This is a genomic window from Sphingobacterium sp. UBA6317, from assembly GCF_002440385.1.
Taxonomy (GTDB): domain Bacteria; phylum Bacteroidota; class Bacteroidia; order Sphingobacteriales; family Sphingobacteriaceae; genus Sphingobacterium; species Sphingobacterium multivorum.
Map to the genome: position 1 here is coordinate 1 of NZ_DJTD01000034.1, position 17,349 is coordinate 17,349.

A 17,349-nucleotide genomic window follows, 5' to 3' on the forward strand; every position below is an offset into this window, starting at 1 on the left:
CTGTAGTTCATAGGCCGGATACATAAAAGCCAGTTTAACACAGAAAGTAGATATAGGCCTGCCGACCCCAATCTGCAGTACATTTCTTTAGTTCCAAGCGGGTTTGACAAAAGCGATAACAAATATTTAAAAAACAACGTGATTACGTTCGATCCTGCCTACTTCTGGAGATCTCCGCAATAAATAACAACATACCCGTCTTTATTAACGATTTTTGCAAATTGTACATTCGCTAATTGGCTTACTACAATGAAAATTAGTGATAGGAGATTTTTGTGGTTCATTTTTTATCATATTATTGCTCATCATAATTTGGCAACGTTTCGAAATAGAATTTTAATTTCTCGCTCAGACTTGAAGGCTTTGACTTTACGTGAATGCCCTTCATTACCGCGTATTTATAAACACAATTTGTTGATCGCAGATTTTCATACGCTTAAATTCAACTTGTCGGACTATCATTTTTATTTACAATCAATTCTTCAATTTCCTGCTTCCAAAATTCCGAACTTGATAGCAAATCAGCGTTTATTTTTGAGAATTTTTGTTTGAGTGTTTCAATATCCTCTTGCCTATACAAGTTATCAAATAAAGCTTCCGCACCATATTTTGATTGTACAACGTTAATAAACATTCTGTAGGCCAATATTGAATCCAAAAACTCATCTATGTTTCTGTTTGTTGAGACAATCTTCTCCAGTTCAAAATCTAAAAGGACAATTTCGCTGTTGTTTAATTTATTAATACAAAAAGGATTCCCAGCTCCGTCTGATCCAAATACAATAAATTCTAAACCATTTTCAAAATTTTTATCGAAATAATCATTTAGTGTTTGAAAGTATATAAAGCTTTCTTTCCTATTAAAACTTGAAAACGGAGCAAATGATTCTGGAACACCGTCGTTTAAAGCTTTTACTACTTTGTTGTCAGAAATTAAATTACCAATCAGATCAAGGTTTAATTTGAGCCATTCTTCATATTCATGAGGCCTCCAATTTTCTTTGCTAAATTTCATATATGTTGTTTTGGTACACATGGGCTCATCATCCATTCTAGACTTATCACTTATAAACTAACAAAAAGATCTATCTTTATTTCTTCTAGATTTTCCACCATAATTTTTCTAACATAGCTAATAATTTTGTAAAGCTGGTTTTAAAGCATCTTTACTTGAGGTGATAACCATCAATTTCAATGACAATTAAAGCTTTTCAGGTCAAAGTAACAGTCTTCACAGATAAGTTTGATATTTGCGAATTTCTCAGCATCTTCGTTCCAACCATTATTTCTGAGCCTAACCTTTTCACATTTATCACACCAAGCTTGAAAATCGTCATCGTCACCAAGTTCCATTCCTCTATATGTTTCAAAAGCCTCTTCAAAGCCTTTGGGATCCGCTAAGTTTAGATGCTGACAAACAAATGCGGGTCTTGATCGTCCATGGATTTTGCATTCAACTTTTGCTTGGTTAAAATGGATAACTTCCCTAGAATCTTCCTCTAAAACAGCAATAATGAGAAAATAGCTTTGGAGCTTTTCGGTAGGAACCCTATACACTCCGATGCCGCCCAAAAGATCAAAAGATATCGCCGCAAACTCCCAACAATCGAACTCATCGGCCGGGAAAGTTCCATCTGTCAATTTTCGGTAATCGTTTTTGATTCCAAATTCTCTAACTGCAAATGTGCAGTCCTTATTAGGCTCGAGGCAATGGTCATTGAACCAACTCCACATCCACGTTTCTGATGTAAGTGAAAAAGTCCCAATAGGAATATATTTGAAATACAATTGATCTTTATCGTCATTGTATAACCGCAAGAGTGCAAGTTCAGCATCGTAAAACCAATGTTGATAGCCGTCCATGCTCAATTGTTCTCTAAATATTTCCTGGATTTGCATAAGTTCACGACACTTTTTACCAGCAAACTGTTCGTAATTTATTCCCAACTTTGTATATATTTTATTTTTGGCAGTCTTTACAACATTTCTAACTACTTAAAACTGAATGACTATCCGGCCTTTCAGCTTCTATCAGAGTGACAATATAATGATATGGTATCTATTGATCAAAATAAATAAAATTTTCTTCTGTATCCCGCAATGGAATAAACCTGAATCAATGTAATGCAGTCTCATCTATGTCATTTTAGAATAATAACGTTTTGCTTCTTCCTATAACTAATTGTCCGAAATCAATTTATCAAATACTTTTTTTAATTCACTACTCCGAAGGTTTCGTGCTACAATCTTTCCTTCTTTGTCTAAAAGAAAGTTGTCAGGAACTCCTTTTAAACCAAAAATCTGATAAAGTTCACCACTAAAGCCCCCTTTGTCCCTTACATTAGTCCATAAAAGCTTTTCATTATTTATCGCTGTAAGCCAGTCCATACGTGATTCATCGATCGATACGGCCAGGATCTCAAAGTTTTTTGATTTGTATTCGCTATACAAAGATTGCAAAAGGGGAAATTCCTTGCGGCATGGCCCGCACCAACTTGCCCAAAACTCCACCAAAACATATTTACCTCTGAGGTCTTCAAGACTAACGAGATTGCCATTATCGTTTGCAAGCTCAAATATGGGAAGACTTTTGCCGATTTCAAGCTGAGGCTGAGCCTTTACCTTTTTGTTCAAAAGTATGCCTGTGAAGCTATTTTTTTGCTCGGTTGACAATGCGTTATACAAAGTATTTAGCAAATCGGGGTCTCTACTCAAGGACGAAAAAGATTTGTTCAAAAGGTACAAGCTATAGAAACTGTTAGGGTTACTTTGGATAAATTTGCTTATTATGCTGTCCTCTAGTCCGGTCGCTTTTTCTTGGTCTTTATTTAATAAATAGATGGCTCTTCGGTTTTCGCCATAGGTAATTGATATCTTATCCAATGTGGAACCTTTCAATACATATTTGCTATCATCTATTCTCAAATTGCTTTTAGGGCCCACAAGCCAACCTGTTAGACCATGAAAGTCTACCGTATCCCCCGGCGAAACCCAAAATGAGTAAACAATTTGATCTTTTACACGTCGTGGATTGAAATCATTATCAATAATAAAATTAACCCGCGTCGGCTCACCAATACTACCATGAAAAGTAAACGTTCGATCCGCAGATAATTGTAACGAATCATCTATTTTCTTTTCATTATTTCTATACATAATTCTATATTTCGCATTCGGAACAGTGTCGATCTTTCCTTGAATAATAAAGCCGTTATTTCTCTGCCCTAAGATTATCAAAGGCATCGATAACAAGAATGAAACTATAGCCAATAATGCAGTTGACCGTTTTCCCATAACTATTAAATTAGGTTTATACTAATCAAATTACTAGTTATAGATCACAAATGCAATTCATCTGCAAAAAACTAATCCTTTGGTTAGAAAATTACCATTGTAGTATCAAGAAAAGATAGGTTGTCAGTTCCCATCTAATCACATAGCCCCATTGAACGAAATCTATCCTATCATAAATATTGAGAAAAAGTCTCCCTTGATGATGGTCAAAAGAAGCTCTATTAATTTGCTCTTCCCCAAATGATCATTTATCTAGTTCCATTCAAAACTATAATATGTTAGATACCAATGTCCTGACACAGATTGAAATCTAAAAAATAAAACAATGTCGTCCAACTTTGACCGATAGGTTATCTCATAATAATTATCTCCTTTCTTCTTTAAAAAGGAATAATCTTCAACATTATTAAGAATAGCGGACTGGATGAAGGTCCAATTCATTTTAGTCCAATAAAATTTCCTGTCCTTAATGAAAAAGAAGTTTCCTACTGAATCTCTTGCTTTTTCTTCATTAAAAACAAACTCAGTTGACATGCCTCTGAGTGGAAAATCTATTCTGCTTATTTGAAATATTGAGTCACAAAAGAAATGAACAAGAAAATCATCAAACTTCTCAACATACACTGTACTCTCTTTTTCAGTAAATGTTAACCTGTTTTCTTTATTAAAATTTGAATTTTTATTTTCTTTTTGGTGACAATCCGTGAAAAATCCAAAAATTAGGGCAGCGACTATTAGATTATAGATTCTTTTTTTCATTTTCTTTGTGCTCCGTTTCTGTTTGTTGATTATTTGGATTCTCCTATTTTAGCTCCAATGATTAATAAACTTTGAGGATCACTAGCTAAAACAAAGTCATCATATTAAACCAATCCAATCCTGATATTGTCAATAAAAAGTTTAAACAAATGAAGTTTTTTACCATTGAATCGATTTGCATTTTTAATGCTTTTATAGGTCATAAGTTAGCACCCAAATTGTTGAAAACAAAGAAAATTATCGGGCGAAATTTGTAGTCTGGTTGCAGGACATGAAATGCTTAAACAATTCTTGAAAAATATAGGTCATCCTATACTTTTTGAAAAATCGGTTTGATCCGTAAAATACTCAAGCCCTATAATCAATACAATGGTGCTGCCATTATTTATTTTCTGTAACAATGAAAGCAAATCCCACTGTCCTGTAACATACAAATAGGTTGCATAATAAAAGATGAATAAACATAACACGCAATAATATTTAAAAAAAGTGAGTTTAGATTTAAGCACGTATACGGTAATACATACCACGCATGAATAAAACAGATTAGTTGAAATAGCCAACATCAAATCATGAAAGGGTGTAATTATAAAAAATGTAAAGGGCATGGTAAGTACTCCAACATACTTTATGAAATTTGACGCTGTTGTATTTGGAATTTTTTTTGACATACGAACAAAAAATACAGCACAGCTTATGGAATAGAAAAACATACCTATAAATGCCCAGTATTTAGCGGTGTTTTCGGCTCCATTTAATGCTTTTTCTCCAAATAAGTTACTAAAAAAATTCTTTGACCAATCAAATCCAATCGATGATTCATTCTGGTACGTCCCACCCGGATAAATCGAAATTGCAATGTACATAAAAATCAACGCAATGATCATCCCTATCAACACAAAATATCTTTTTAATAATTTCATTTACAGACTATTAATAATTTTTTATATTGGGCTTCAATTTTCTAGCGCCAGCTTACCAATGGCATACGTTTTATTTTAAGAGCAAATTCACTTATTTTTCATAAGGAAACCTTAATCGCATATTCATTGAAAGGTATAAATCAAATTCCCATACAATATAGTCTTTCTCTAAACGGCAACCCGCGCCTTGAATTATGATCAAAGGTTCTTAAAAGCTGAAACATTTGTTCCAGAATACTTTTTGAAAAACCGGCTAAAATGGGCAGGACTTTCAAAACCAAGTTCGTAGGCTATTTCCTTCGCTGACTTCTCGGTATAATGGAGGTACCTTTTAGCCTCAAGAATTATTCGGTTACGGATAAGAACAGATGGCGCTGACTGTTTCAACAGACCAAATACATTGCTCAGTGTTTTTGGTGATTTGTTGAGTGCAGCGGCATAGAACCTGACTTCATGTTCCTCTTTAAAGTTACATTCCAGTAGCAATGCAAACTTTCTCACAATATCCATTTTTTCGTCGGGAAATAGCTGATAGCTTTCACTTTGGAGCTTTGCAATTCTTGTGGTATTGATAATAACTCTCTTAAGAAGGGTGCGCAGCATTTCACCCTGAAAATTATCTTTTACCATCATCTCATTGGAAAACACATTCTCCAGATGAGACATTTCTTCGACAGCAGTATCATTTAATACAATGAACATTGGATGTCGAATACCATAGAACAGAAAACCAACACAACCGACCTCAGCATCGTGGTCAACGATACAATAGAACTCCCTATTAAACTGCCAGGCAGTCAGCGCATCGGGCTGCTCAAATACAAAATGCTGATTGGAAACCAAAGGAAGTATACACCTTGCTGGCATCGTATAGCTAATCTCATCGATCGTCACTTTCTGTTCGCCGCCCTTGTTGTAGATAAATGTGTTGATAGGCAGAGAACCCGCATTACGAAGTCCCCTACCTGAAAACTGGTTGTTGTCACTATGCATCACAAACCGTGCTGCGGTCACGTTATCATTATACTCCCTAATCATGTTGTCGTTTACTTACAGCATTTCAATTCGCTTAAATTTAATCATTTTCTTAAGAGTCTACGACCCAAAAACTAGAAATTTAAAGGTCTTCTTTAATGCCGCTTGCAGCTGCAAGCAGCAGATTGGAGGACAATCTCTGTTTAAAATTGGGATTGATAAATTCGAAGTGTATGGTTCCCATTTGATCGACTATAAAAACCGATGGCACTGGGAGCAATAACTCGCTGTCCTTACCTCCAGTTGTTTTCGGAAGCATCTCCCAATAGTCTTTTGGAGCTTTATATGCAATCCCCATTTGTTTCGACAGCGCAAGATCTGAATCCGATAAAAGTGTATAGCTTAATTTTTCTTTTGCTGCAGCTTCCATTAGTCCTTCAGATTCGTCTGTGCTTATGGCAATCAACTGATACCCCATTTCTTCCAATCCTGAAAAGGCCTCTTGTAAGCCCGAAAGTTGTCTGATACAATAAGGACACCAGCCACCGCGGTAGAAAACCAAAATGGTCGGTTTTTGGGAAATCGCCCTATTGAGATCAAATCGTTTACCGGAAACGTCAAACAATACGGCCATCGGTATTTTTTCTCCACACAATAGCGGGCTGATGTCTTCCGGATTTTGCGGAATATGATAAGGGGATTGCTTCATTTCGATTTTATGTATCACGCCGTCAGCTTTACTCATGCGAGACGGCTCTTGCGCATTGGCTATGCCTGCGATGCACGTCGTGAATAACAGCAACGCAATAAACGCAGCTAATTTTGTTTTTATATAATTTTTCATTTTACAACACATTTACTACTTATTAAACTGAATCTATACTTTTTCCCCATGGAAACTCAATCGATACTTTAGCCCCGCATGTAATAGGTTGCTGATTGTCCTGTCTCCAGTAAGGACAATAATATCCATGAGATTTTCTTACGTATAACCGGACTCAAAAATTAGTTGATTGTTACTTTTATCATGCTGGAAATTGATGGCAGTGTGGTGAACCCATTTGGATTAGGCACTTCTATAACAGGTTTACGTTCTGTCGCAGGAGTGCCGCCTAATCCTGCTTGCTCATTGCCGGCTCCGGGAAACTGATTAATCGCTGTCCCATTGTCAAACAATCCGATTGAATAGGATACATCTCCTTTTACTGTTGCATCAATTCCATTATCTTTTGTGGCGAAGAACCAATCGTTGGAAAGCCCGTACATGCTTGCAATGGCAATTCGGTCTCCACTTGCTACACTTAACTGCTGCGACACGCTACTTCCCGCCTGCGCTCCGATTTTAGGAAGTAATACAGTTGAGCTCGCCGCCGGAAGGATATAAACAGCTTTTACACCTGCGAGTGTTTTAAGATAAGTCGCCAGGCCTGATGCATCCCCTTTTTGCGCTAAATCTTTCAGTCCTTTTCCACGGTCATTTTCACCGGTTTTATATATCGGGTTTTCGATGCCTTTATACAACACCACCAAAACCGGAGATAATGGTGTAAAAATACCTGTTTGTGTATTGATATAATTTCCTAAAACGCTATTGTCTCCCATTTCCGCAATATTTGTCATCCCATTTGCACTTGGTTTTCCTGCCTCAAATAATGGATTAGAATTTATCAGCTTGCCTCCTGCGATATATGAAATCGCCCAAACTCCGGGACTGAAGGGAGTCGGATTGCTCGTATCGCCAGAGGTATTCGTGATTATAAGTGTAAAATTGGAATTCCCTTCATAATGAAGTGTTGCCTTCATTAAAGTAGAAGCTGCAGCATAAGTATTGCCCTGTGCATCGGTTCCATTTACTTCGCTAATAGCTTTTGGAGCAGTTTCTGTGGTTCCCGGGTGCATTACAGCTGCGCCTGGTTTCTGATTGATACGAGTACCATTATCCCATAATTTGATCTGTGCCGAAACATCGCCCTCAACCGGAGTTCCATTGTCCTGATACAGCTTTATGCCAGGATTTGTGGGGGCAAAAAACAAGTCATTCGACCAACCATACATCGTTGCAAAGCTAAGCGCTTGTCCCTCGGCTGCAGAAAACTTAATTGAAATTGCTTCACCAGGCATAATCACTGGCGAAGCACCATTGTTTTTAAAACGACCAGACTCGACCAATGGTTTCGAATCCAATACATTTTCTATCGTGATGGTCGTCTCCGACATCGATGGCATAGCATCATTTCTTTTGCAAGCGGTAATTAGCGAGGGGAATGCTGCTATAGCCCACAAAATTGAATGTTTATATTTCATAATGAATTCTTTTTAAATTACATTACAAATGTAAATTTCATCAGAGGAGCTGCAGGTATCTGGATTTCCCGCTGTGTTGCCGATATTTCCCGATGGAATAGTTTATAGGGAAGTAGGTGTTGGACTGTATTGATAGTACAAGAGGACTGATCCGCCAGAAAAAGGCTTTGTTTTTAATAATTTAAAAACTTTTCTATCGATTATATTTTCAAAAAGTGAAAGCCCCTGTCCTACAACAACTGGATAAATGCACAGCTGAAATTCGTCGATCAAATTGAGATTCAACAAATGTACAATTAAACTTCGACTCCCAACCAAAATATCCCTACCGGATTGCTGTTTCAATTTCAATAATTCATCTTTAAGTATACCATCGGCCAATTTTGCACTTGCCCAGTCTATATTTTTCAGGCTATTTGAAAAAACAACTTTTGTAATTTTATCGATAGCCAATGCAAAGTCATCCATTGATTTTTCACCTGAGGGACTTTTCACAAAAGGCCGCCAATATTCCATAAGCTGATAAGTAATCCTACCATACAAAATGACATCAGCGTTATTTAATAGATGCGTATAATGAAGATGTATTTCCTCATCGGGAATGCCAGCTGTATGATCACAAAACCCGTCAAGGGTCATATTGAATGCTGCAATTACTTTTCTCATATCCTTACGATAAGCTTCTTTTACACCATAAATCTAACATTTTATATATTGAAAAGACTTTGCATACGACAAGAAATAAAACTGATGTACTATTTAACATTTTTCACCATCAAGATTATTATTTTAATTCTTATTTTCACAAGCGCAACAGGAAGCAAAATCCGTTACCCCTGCTGTAGGATCAATGCTTTTGCAGGTGCAGTGGCGTCTGTTAGTGAAGTAGTAAAGAAATATACTTAGCAATGCTCAGACAGTTTCTGGATCTAAGATACACGTTTAGAAAAGAATATATGAAAAAAATCGTGTTGTTAAATACCATGTTTATTCCATTAATCGGATGGGCTCAATTACAGCCAGTTTTTAAGCATAAAGTAGATTCTATTTATGATAAAAATAAAGATGCAATCGGGATTATTGTTCATGTAGAAGCGCCGAAATACAATATTTCCTGGAGTTATGCAAGAGGAGTAGCAGATACCAGCACGAACCAAGCGCTGGAAGACCAACAGCCTGTTTTGATTGCTAGCAACACAAAACCTTATGTTGCTGCAGCAATGCTAAGATTGGTAGAAAAAGGTGAATTTTCTATTGATCAACCGATTACCAATTTATTATCAAAAAAAACACGTCACCTATTTGAAAGCGATGGCTATAATCTAGCGGGAATTACTATAAAGAACTTGCTGTCACATACTTCGGGAATTCAAGATTATGTAGATGAAGCTTATTTTGAATTCGTCAATCAGCATCCTAAATATAAATGGAAAAAAGACGAGCAGATCAAAAGATCCATCGATATCGGGAGCCCACAGCCTGTCGGGGAAAAGTTTAGTTACGCTGATATTAATTATTTGCTCCTCACCGAGATTATTGAGCAAAAAACGCATCTGCCATTTTATACAGCTATTCGAAATTTACTGAAATACAAAGAATTAAATCTTACAAAGACATGGTTTATAAACTTAGAGCATTATCCTGAAAGCACCTTGCCACTCGCCCATCAATACGCTAACAAATACAACTGGGACTCTTATGCTATTGATCCTTCCTGGGATCTGTACGGAGGCGGCGGAATCGCAGCAACAGCCAAAGAGACTTCCCTTTTTTTCCAATATCTATTTAACGGGAAAATCATTCAGGATAAAAAGCTTCTAGAAGCGATGCATACCTATGTTCTTTCGTCGGATAAATCTAAATATTGTTTGGGAATTTATCATTTTGACATGGGATTCAACGCCTACTATCATGGGGGTTGGTGGGGAACAGATGTGATCTATTCGCCGGAGTCTGATGCGACTATCACTGTCTTTACATTGCAAAAAGGATTTCAGCACGTCATCAATCCATTTATCGGAAAAGAATTTCAACAGCTATTGATTGCAAAATCAGCAATAAAATAATAGTTGGCTTCGCTGCATTACTATGGAAAGCTTAAAATTCAATTGCCAACAGAATCATGCACTTTATTAGGTAAGGACTAGAAAGGCTGTCGCTTACGATATTGAATAAAGTACACAATTACATTTAGTAAAACAATAATGGCTGCCATTATAGCCGCTGCATATACAGTGCTATTAACTAATTTATTAGCAGCTGCAATGGCTATTAAAGCCCATACGGCGACAAGTCCAAATACCGGCAAATGGCGTTGCCAGATCATCAATAAGTGAAGAATTAATGCAATTGAAAACATGATAATAGCCCACATGGTAGCTGATAATCCAAAACCTCCCCAGCCTATCTTCGTCAGATAGGCTGCAATATTGGCAATCAAAGCGACAGAAATCCACCCTGCATAAAGTTGAAAAGGGATCTTAAGAAATATACGCTTGCTGCGTGCAGCATGAAACGCAATAGTTTGTGTATAGTAAATTATCTTTAATAGCGACACAAAAAGTAAGACCATCAATAAAATAGTTAAAAAGGTATAGTCATACAACCAGGTAATGACCCATAAACTATTTGCTAGACAAGAAATCAAGAACCACCATCCGACTTTTAAAACTACTTTATCTTTTTCATTTGTCTGTCTGACAAAAGGACCAAAATAAATTACAAATCCAAACAACCCCAAATAAATGAGACCCCATATGGAAAAGGCATATCCCGCAGGTGTAAATAGATTTTGATATTTAGCAGAAATTGTTGCCATGGTCTCCCCATTAAAAATCCCCGTATTGGATAGGTAATTAATGATCACAGTGATGACCAAAGCAACTCCATTGCTTATTTGATAAAATTTCTTCATTGTAGACTACTTCTTTCTTTTCGGTCACGTGAACTGCAATAGATTCGTTACCACTAATTCTGAGTTTGATTAAATAATTTTTCTAAAACCTGATGACGGTAATCGAAGATTCGCTCCAACTTCCTTTTAACAAAAATTCCATGCGCAATTGTGCCTAGAATCCCCAAAGGCAATTCATAGTCAACCCTGTCTTTCATGAGTACCCCATTTTCGTTTGGAATAAATTCATGAAAATGATTCCAATAGGCATAAGGTCCCTTTAGTTGGAAATCAGTAAAACTTTTATTCTTTTCCACCTGCGTTATTTTGGTCTTCCACTTCAGCGGAAACCGAAGAATCGGAGATACCAAATAATCGATGATCATTCCTTCAAAAATTTCTTGTTGATCACAGTCTGAGGTGACTACAAAACCCATATCTTTTGGAGTAATTTCTGAAAGATTCATGGGTGACGAAAAAAATGCCCATGCGGTATCCATATCGCAGGTCAATTGCTGTTCTCTATATAATTTGTACCTCATCTGATTTGAGCTAACTTTATTGCTTGCCAATATAACAATATTAATGCAATTTAGTTTATTATTACACCATAAAACACCTTTACGAGGTACTGAATCGGTGCTATAAAGAATATTTTTACACAAATACATTATTTAAATTGAAGCTAGCTTTTAAAGCATACTTTTTATCAATGGCTATTTAGCAGCAATATCCTTTTCCAATGCTTTTACGAGCGCCTTTGTATAACTTTTAGAAAAATCTGCTAAGCTGGAAGGGTTGATCGTTTCAGACTGTACACTCCAAAGCAGTTGTTCGGAGCTAACATCATATAGATTGCTTTCCAGATAGTACATTTTATCCGTCGTGTAATAACCAGGATCGTATGCAATTGGGTACCAATGGGAGTAATAGCTCCAAAAATTACCATACCAACCAAATCTCGGATAAGGCATATAAGGCCCATTTCCCGGTACATATCGGGTCTCGCTGGCTTTGTCGATCAGGGTAACAGTGAAAATGGCATCTGCATTCAAACTGTGTACTGCTTTCATCACTAAATCTTTGTTTTGACTTTCATCTTTGGTAAACGTCCGTTTAAAAACGTCGCTGCTTTTAATAGCCTTGTAGCCATGCATGGAAGCTGCTTCTGCCAAATTGGATTCAATGACCTCCTTTGCTTTAGCGTGGTTTGTCATTGCAATAATGAATATTGTTTGGTATTGTTTGGGAGTAAGGTCTCTATTTTTATAGATATCTGTTATCCTTGTTGAAGTGCTACAAGCCAACAACAATAAGCTTGAGACAATTGCGATTAAAAATGACTTCGATTTCATATGTTTTAAAAATTAGTGTCGTTTAAATTGTTGAAGAGCGTCTTTTCCGAGGGATGGTAAAATCACACCAGTAAATAGAATTATAATGGACAGTTTAATAGCACATCCTATCTAACCTTTTGTTAAACAACACTTTTACAACAACATTTGTTTTCACAATTATTGATCGTAAATGAAATACTTTAATTTTTAATTGATATTATCAGAAAATCATCTTGACCATTTCAATCTGGTTGATTGTGTTGACCAGGCCTTGTCTTTGTAGAAATAGTTGCAAGTTTTTGGCTTTTTCATCAACGTTAGTAATTTGTACCTTTGCGCTGGACACAAACACTTTCAGCTCGGATAAAAGCTGTGTTGCAATACCTTTCCGCCTATGCTGCTGTGCTACCGCAATTTGGTAGATCCGCCTATTGGACGAATTGAACAAGATATATCCCACCAAATCGGAGCCAATAAATGCCCCCACCCCTTTAAGCTGAATTAATTCACTACGCTCACTTCTATTTTGCCAGCTGGGTTCAACATCCCAAAAAGACTGCAAAATATCCCAAGAAAAGTCATGGATAGACTGTATACGGATAGGCTGTGTTCTGCCAGATAAAGCACCCATCTTTACATGAAGTTCTCCTCCAAAGCACAGTAATCTACGGCCTTTAACAAAACCATTTTTTTCATATACCCGAATAGCACGTCGATTACTTTCTATCACTTCCAATAGTAATTTTTTCACGCGATACTCTCTGAAGGATGGCTGCATAAATCTGTACATTTCACCGACTAATCCGCTGTTCCGATAGGCGGGCAAAACACCTGTACCAGCATTGTAGATCACTTTACTACCCTCAATTTCTCGCATGCCATGCATAATAAAAGCTACCAGTTTTATTCCGTCAAAAACACCAACTGACAAGTCCATTAAAATATCCTCGCCTCTGATCTTCGACTCCAATTGCAATGCGTCTAACTGAAATGGTACAATATAGTCGGCAAAAGCTCCATTAATTGCCTTTAATAAGTCAGCACTATCTCCCGCTTTCAATTTCCGTATCTCCATCCCTTATTTTTTATGGACTATTAAATTTACTGATGCCTGAACAAAGAGCTCTCATGCTATCCTTTCCTAAATTTTTTCATTCGGACAAAATCTGATTTCTGTGATGCTTCAAATGCACCACATAGTCAAGCATTAAAAATTCGAGGCTATGGTCATTACAAGTCCTTTGAATCAATTTGTTCGCAATTACCTGCTTAAACAAAAACAACAATTGTTCGTTTACCGATCGCCATAGATTGCATAATTTCTCGGTCTCAGCATGTTGGTAACCTGCAGATGCACAATAGGCTACCTGATCATAGTATATTTTTGGATTTTCTTCAAATTGAGCTCTTATAAACCGTTGGTAATTAACAAAAGCGCTATCGACTAGATGACCCAGAATCTCTTTTTTGCTCCATTTATCTGGTTCTAATTTGCGATTAAAATCGTCATCATTTATTTCCAAAATTTGCGAAGAAAACTTCTGAATAATATGCTCAAATTCTTCCAATAATGTATTCATACCTAAATTTAGCTAGTATAACCTTAATTTCTTACCAATTTAATCCGATGCATCCACGCTGCTTGTCCAAGGTTCTCATTGTAATACGATTCTATTGTTCCGCAACCTTTATTGTACCATTCCACTATTGTACCATTCCACAGCTTTTGCTTCATGCTCTTTCAAAAATTCATCTTTCGCATCATTATAATCGTTACCATCTTTCCATTGCTGCAGTACCAATTTTTCTTTGAGTGCCTGATAGCGATCTCTTACATTGTCGTGCGCACGCAGGTAATCGCGAAAGGCTATATGGCGCAACCAGTGTTTTGATTGCAAGGGTATGCTATGGATATGTGCTACTCGTAACGAATGGTCATGCAATCGTGCTGGAATTTCATCGCCAGGTGCGATTTGCTCTGGTAATCCTAATACTTCAGGACGATCAATCAGGGCGATAAAAAAACGTCTGTAAGGCATATCCTCATTGTATTTTTCATAATATACATAGCACTTGTCCCGCAACAGGAGCGGAATACGATCAAGATCGTTTTCTTCCTCTAAACCGATCAATATATCAATGATTGGTTTGGCAGACAATCCCTCAACGGCCGTATTGCCTATGTGATCAACCCTCGACCTTATTGGTTTCAACAACGTAAAAAGTTCATGTTGAATACTGTCAAAATTCGCTTTCCATATCGGATTATAAGATTCAAACGGTAAAATCATACGCTGTTTTCTTTGCCAATACAAGATAAATACACATCATTCGATCAAATACGCCTCGAATGACACCCTAAAAGTTAAAGTTAATAAATTTATCGTTTTCCGAGAGAGCCTATAATCCAGTTCTCTTTTTTCTAATGCATTTATCGGGCAAATCTCTTCGTTCCAACGACACAAAGAATAACAGCAACTGTTACGGCCAGCATGCCAACACCGACTTGTTCATGAAGAAGCCCGGCGGCTAAAGCCAGACCGAAAAAAGGCTGGAGTAACTGTAATTGTCCGATGGTCGCCGTGCCACCTTGGGCGAGTCCTTTATACCAAAAAACAAAGCCAATAAACATACTGAACATCGACACATAGGCTAAACTGGCCCAGGCCCCGATAGGCACAGTGTCAAAAGACGATGGAAGGTAGACAAAGGTAAGTGGCAACATCAACGGCAGCGACAAAACCAAGGCCCAAGAAATGACCTGCCAGCCCCCTAGCGTCTTGGTCAATTTTGCACCTTCAGCATAGCCCAAACCACAGAGAATGACCGATAAAATCATTAAAACGTCGCCTAAAGGTGAAGCTGTTAGTCCTTGTGCCAGCGCATAGCCGATCACCAGTAGACTCCCTAGAGCAGAGAACAGCCAAAAAATTGGCTTCGGACGCTCGCCACCGCGTATAATACCAAATACGGCTGTCGATACGGGCAAAATACCGATAAAAACGATGGAATGCGCGGACGTGATGTGCTGCAGAGCCAAAGCGCTCAGTAAGGGAAATCCAACGACACATCCTATTGCCACGATGCATAGCGACCCCAATTGCTTTCTTTCTGGACGTTTTTCCTTAAAAACCATCAATGTTATCAGTGCCAATATGCCTGCAATGGAAGCCCTTGCTAATGTAACAAATACAGGGTCAAAAGCTAAAACCGCCATGCGTGTTGCCGGCAACGAACCGCTAAATAATACCACACCAATAAAACCATTTAACCAACCGCTTGTTGTATTTTCCTGTAATTTACTTATACTTAATTGCGCCATGTATCAATCTTTTACACAAAGTTCGTCCATTACAAGAATTAAGCACAGTCACAGTTTTTGATAATTCAATGGACACAGTTACCTTTAAAGACGAACACTAATCCTAATTTGATGAAAAAAGATTATTTGTATAATGAAATAGCAGACAATATTGCCAATAAGATTAAATCAGGCGTCTTAAAAGCTGGCGAAAAACTACCTTCGGTGAGGAAGCTAAGCGCTGAACACGGTATCAGTATAAATACCGCAAAAAGGGCATTTCTAGCGTTGGAAGAACGTTCTCTTATACAGTCCAAGCCCCAATCCGGCTACTTCGTTAGTCCTCCAAACTATTTGCAACTTCCGTTGGCGGCAGCCAGTCAACCTATTCCAATCGCCAACAACAGAGAACCGGATCAATTGATGAATAAGGTGTATTCAACCATGGGACGTCGCGACTTAACCTTATTTTCAATCGGTGTTCCTTCCGGAAGTCTCCTACCTACCGCAAAATTAAAAAAAGAAATCGTCCTCGCTACACGGGAGCTCAGCGATGGTGGCACAGCATATGAACCCTTGCAAGGCAATATAAAATTACGTCGTATGGTGGCCGTACGTTCATTGGCCTGGGGTGGAAATCTAAATGAAGATGATGTCGTTACCACCAACGGCTGTATGAATGCTTTAGTTTTGTGTCTGATGGCCTTAACCAAACCTGGAGATACACTGGCTCTGGAAAGCCCCTGCTATCCGGGTATCCTCCAACTTGCCGTCAGTCTAGGGCTTAAGGTGCTGGAAATAGCTACGGACCCCATCATAGGAATAGACATTGAAGCCCTCAAAAATCTGTTGCCCCAAATTAAAGTCTGTTTACTGGTCCCCAATTTTAACACCCCTTTGGGTTATTGCATGCCGGATGAGCATAAGCGGGAAATTGTGGCATTGCTGTCAAAACACCAAATTCCGCTAATCGAAGATGACACCTACAGCGACCTCCATTTTGGCACGCAACGCCCCAAATGTTGCAAATCTTTTGACCGGGATGGCAATGTCCTCTGGTGTGGATCCGTTTCAAAGACGTTGGCTCCAGGCTTCCGTGTCGGATGGGTTGCTCCTGGAAAATACAAAGAACAGATTATCAAACTAAAACTGATCCATTCCCTGTCATCTACGGCGATCATCAATGAGGCGGTTGGAAATTTTCTATTAACCGGAAAGTATGAAAACCACCTGCGTAAACTTCGTAGATCATTAACGGAAAACTACCAGCGCTACGCTGCCATCATTTCGGCCCATTTTCCGGAAGGCACTAAAATTAGCCGTCCACAGGGTGGACTTGCCCTATGGGTCGAGTTTCCAAAACACATCGATACAGGCAAGCTATATAACTATGCGCTTAAACTACAGATCAGCATTTCACCGGGGCGGATTTTCACCTTACAGGATCAATTTCACCATTGCATGCGTCTCTGTATTGGTTTACCCTGGAGCAATGAACTCGCTTTAAAATTAAAACAGCTCGGTAAACTTACAAAAGCACTCTAATACATAACATGATAAGAG

General features: G+C 37.9%; 18 protein-coding genes. 2 read left to right on the top strand and 16 right to left on the bottom strand.

All coding sequences use genetic code 11. The features are described 5' to 3' along the window. Window positions 1–442: 442 nt before the first annotated feature. The 9 genes from B3E92_RS10130 to B3E92_RS10170 all read right to left on the bottom strand — a co-directional run bounded on the left by B3E92_RS10130 (window position 443) and on the right by B3E92_RS10170 (window position 8,921). A complete protein-coding gene (locus B3E92_RS10130; protein WP_286896545.1) occupies window positions 443–1,015 on the bottom strand; it encodes a hypothetical protein in 573 nt (190 codons plus the stop codon). Window positions 1,016–1,191: 176 nt separating this feature from the next. After that, window positions 1,192–1,947: a DUF6882 domain-containing protein gene (locus B3E92_RS10135; protein WP_349681663.1), complete on the bottom strand. Its 756-nt coding sequence runs from the start codon at window positions 1,945–1,947 to the stop codon at window positions 1,192–1,194. Window positions 1,948–2,178: 231 nt separating this feature from the next. Further along, complete coding sequence (locus B3E92_RS10140) at window positions 2,179–3,294, bottom strand: TlpA family protein disulfide reductase (protein ID WP_286896548.1); 1,116 nt, start codon at window positions 3,292–3,294, stop codon at window positions 2,179–2,181. Window positions 3,295–3,546: 252 nt separating this feature from the next. Further along, a complete protein-coding gene (locus B3E92_RS10145; RefSeq protein WP_115049230.1) occupies window positions 3,547–4,053 on the bottom strand; it encodes a hypothetical protein in 507 nt (168 codons plus the stop codon). 305 nt (window positions 4,054–4,358) lie between these two features. Then, window positions 4,359–4,976, bottom strand: a complete 618-nt coding sequence (locus B3E92_RS10150; protein WP_286896574.1) for a hypothetical protein — start codon at window positions 4,974–4,976, stop codon at window positions 4,359–4,361. Window positions 4,977–5,174: 198 nt separating this feature from the next. Continuing rightward, window positions 5,175–6,014: an AraC family transcriptional regulator gene (locus B3E92_RS10155; RefSeq protein ID WP_112376251.1), complete on the bottom strand. Its 840-nt coding sequence runs from the start codon at window positions 6,012–6,014 to the stop codon at window positions 5,175–5,177. Between the two features lie 79 nt (window positions 6,015–6,093). Further along, the gene (locus B3E92_RS10160) at window positions 6,094–6,795 is read right to left on the bottom strand and encodes a peroxiredoxin-like family protein (RefSeq protein ID WP_286896576.1); all 702 of its coding nucleotides are present in this window, start codon (window positions 6,793–6,795) and stop codon (window positions 6,094–6,096) included. Between the two features lie 161 nt (window positions 6,796–6,956). Then, window positions 6,957–8,255: a spondin domain-containing protein gene (locus tag B3E92_RS10165; protein ID WP_286896577.1), complete on the bottom strand. Its 1,299-nt coding sequence runs from the start codon at window positions 8,253–8,255 to the stop codon at window positions 6,957–6,959. Window positions 8,256–8,357: 102 nt separating this feature from the next. Continuing rightward, a complete protein-coding gene (locus B3E92_RS10170) occupies window positions 8,358–8,921 on the bottom strand; it encodes a dihydrofolate reductase family protein (RefSeq protein WP_286896579.1) in 564 nt (187 codons plus the stop codon). 290 nt (window positions 8,922–9,211) lie between these two features. Between B3E92_RS10170 and B3E92_RS10175 the strand changes: the two genes are divergently transcribed. Beyond that, window positions 9,212–10,321 (top strand): serine hydrolase domain-containing protein, encoded by a 1,110-nt coding sequence (locus B3E92_RS10175; RefSeq protein WP_286896582.1) that lies wholly within the window; start codon window positions 9,212–9,214, stop codon window positions 10,319–10,321. Window positions 10,322–10,398: 77 nt separating this feature from the next. Here the strand turns inward: B3E92_RS10175 and B3E92_RS10180 are convergent, their stop codons facing one another. The 7 genes from B3E92_RS10180 to B3E92_RS10210 all read right to left on the bottom strand — a co-directional run bounded on the left by B3E92_RS10180 (window position 10,399) and on the right by B3E92_RS10210 (window position 15,807). Then, window positions 10,399–11,169 carry a tryptophan-rich sensory protein gene (locus B3E92_RS10180; RefSeq protein ID WP_112376248.1) on the bottom strand — a complete coding sequence of 257 codons (771 nt, stop codon included), beginning with the start codon at window positions 11,167–11,169 and terminating at the stop codon, window positions 10,399–10,401. A 53-nt stretch (window positions 11,170–11,222) separates the two neighbouring features. Continuing rightward, window positions 11,223–11,690 (bottom strand): SRPBCC family protein, encoded by a 468-nt coding sequence (locus B3E92_RS10185; RefSeq protein WP_070570553.1) that lies wholly within the window; start codon window positions 11,688–11,690, stop codon window positions 11,223–11,225. A 174-nt stretch (window positions 11,691–11,864) separates the two neighbouring features. Then, window positions 11,865–12,503: a hypothetical protein gene (locus tag B3E92_RS10190; RefSeq protein WP_070570550.1), complete on the bottom strand. Its 639-nt coding sequence runs from the start codon at window positions 12,501–12,503 to the stop codon at window positions 11,865–11,867. Between the two features lie 202 nt (window positions 12,504–12,705). Beyond that, on the bottom strand, window positions 12,706–13,560 hold the full coding sequence (locus tag B3E92_RS10195; protein ID WP_286896584.1) for a GNAT family N-acetyltransferase: 855 nt from the start codon (window positions 13,558–13,560) through the stop codon (window positions 12,706–12,708). 76 nt (window positions 13,561–13,636) lie between these two features. Beyond that, on the bottom strand, window positions 13,637–14,065 hold the full coding sequence (locus tag B3E92_RS10200) for a DinB family protein (RefSeq protein WP_046672965.1): 429 nt from the start codon (window positions 14,063–14,065) through the stop codon (window positions 13,637–13,639). Between the two features lie 108 nt (window positions 14,066–14,173). Then, the gene (locus B3E92_RS10205) at window positions 14,174–14,776 is read right to left on the bottom strand and encodes a GrpB family protein (RefSeq protein ID WP_286896585.1); all 603 of its coding nucleotides are present in this window, start codon (window positions 14,774–14,776) and stop codon (window positions 14,174–14,176) included. Between the two features lie 140 nt (window positions 14,777–14,916). Beyond that, the gene (locus B3E92_RS10210; RefSeq protein ID WP_286726792.1) at window positions 14,917–15,807 is read right to left on the bottom strand and encodes a DMT family transporter; all 891 of its coding nucleotides are present in this window, start codon (window positions 15,805–15,807) and stop codon (window positions 14,917–14,919) included. Window positions 15,808–15,918: 111 nt separating this feature from the next. Here B3E92_RS10210 and B3E92_RS10215 point away from each other — a divergent pair, with 111 nt between their 5' ends. After that, window positions 15,919–17,331, top strand: a complete 1,413-nt coding sequence (locus B3E92_RS10215; protein WP_112376245.1) for a PLP-dependent aminotransferase family protein — start codon at window positions 15,919–15,921, stop codon at window positions 17,329–17,331. Window positions 17,332–17,349 lie beyond the last annotated feature (18 nt).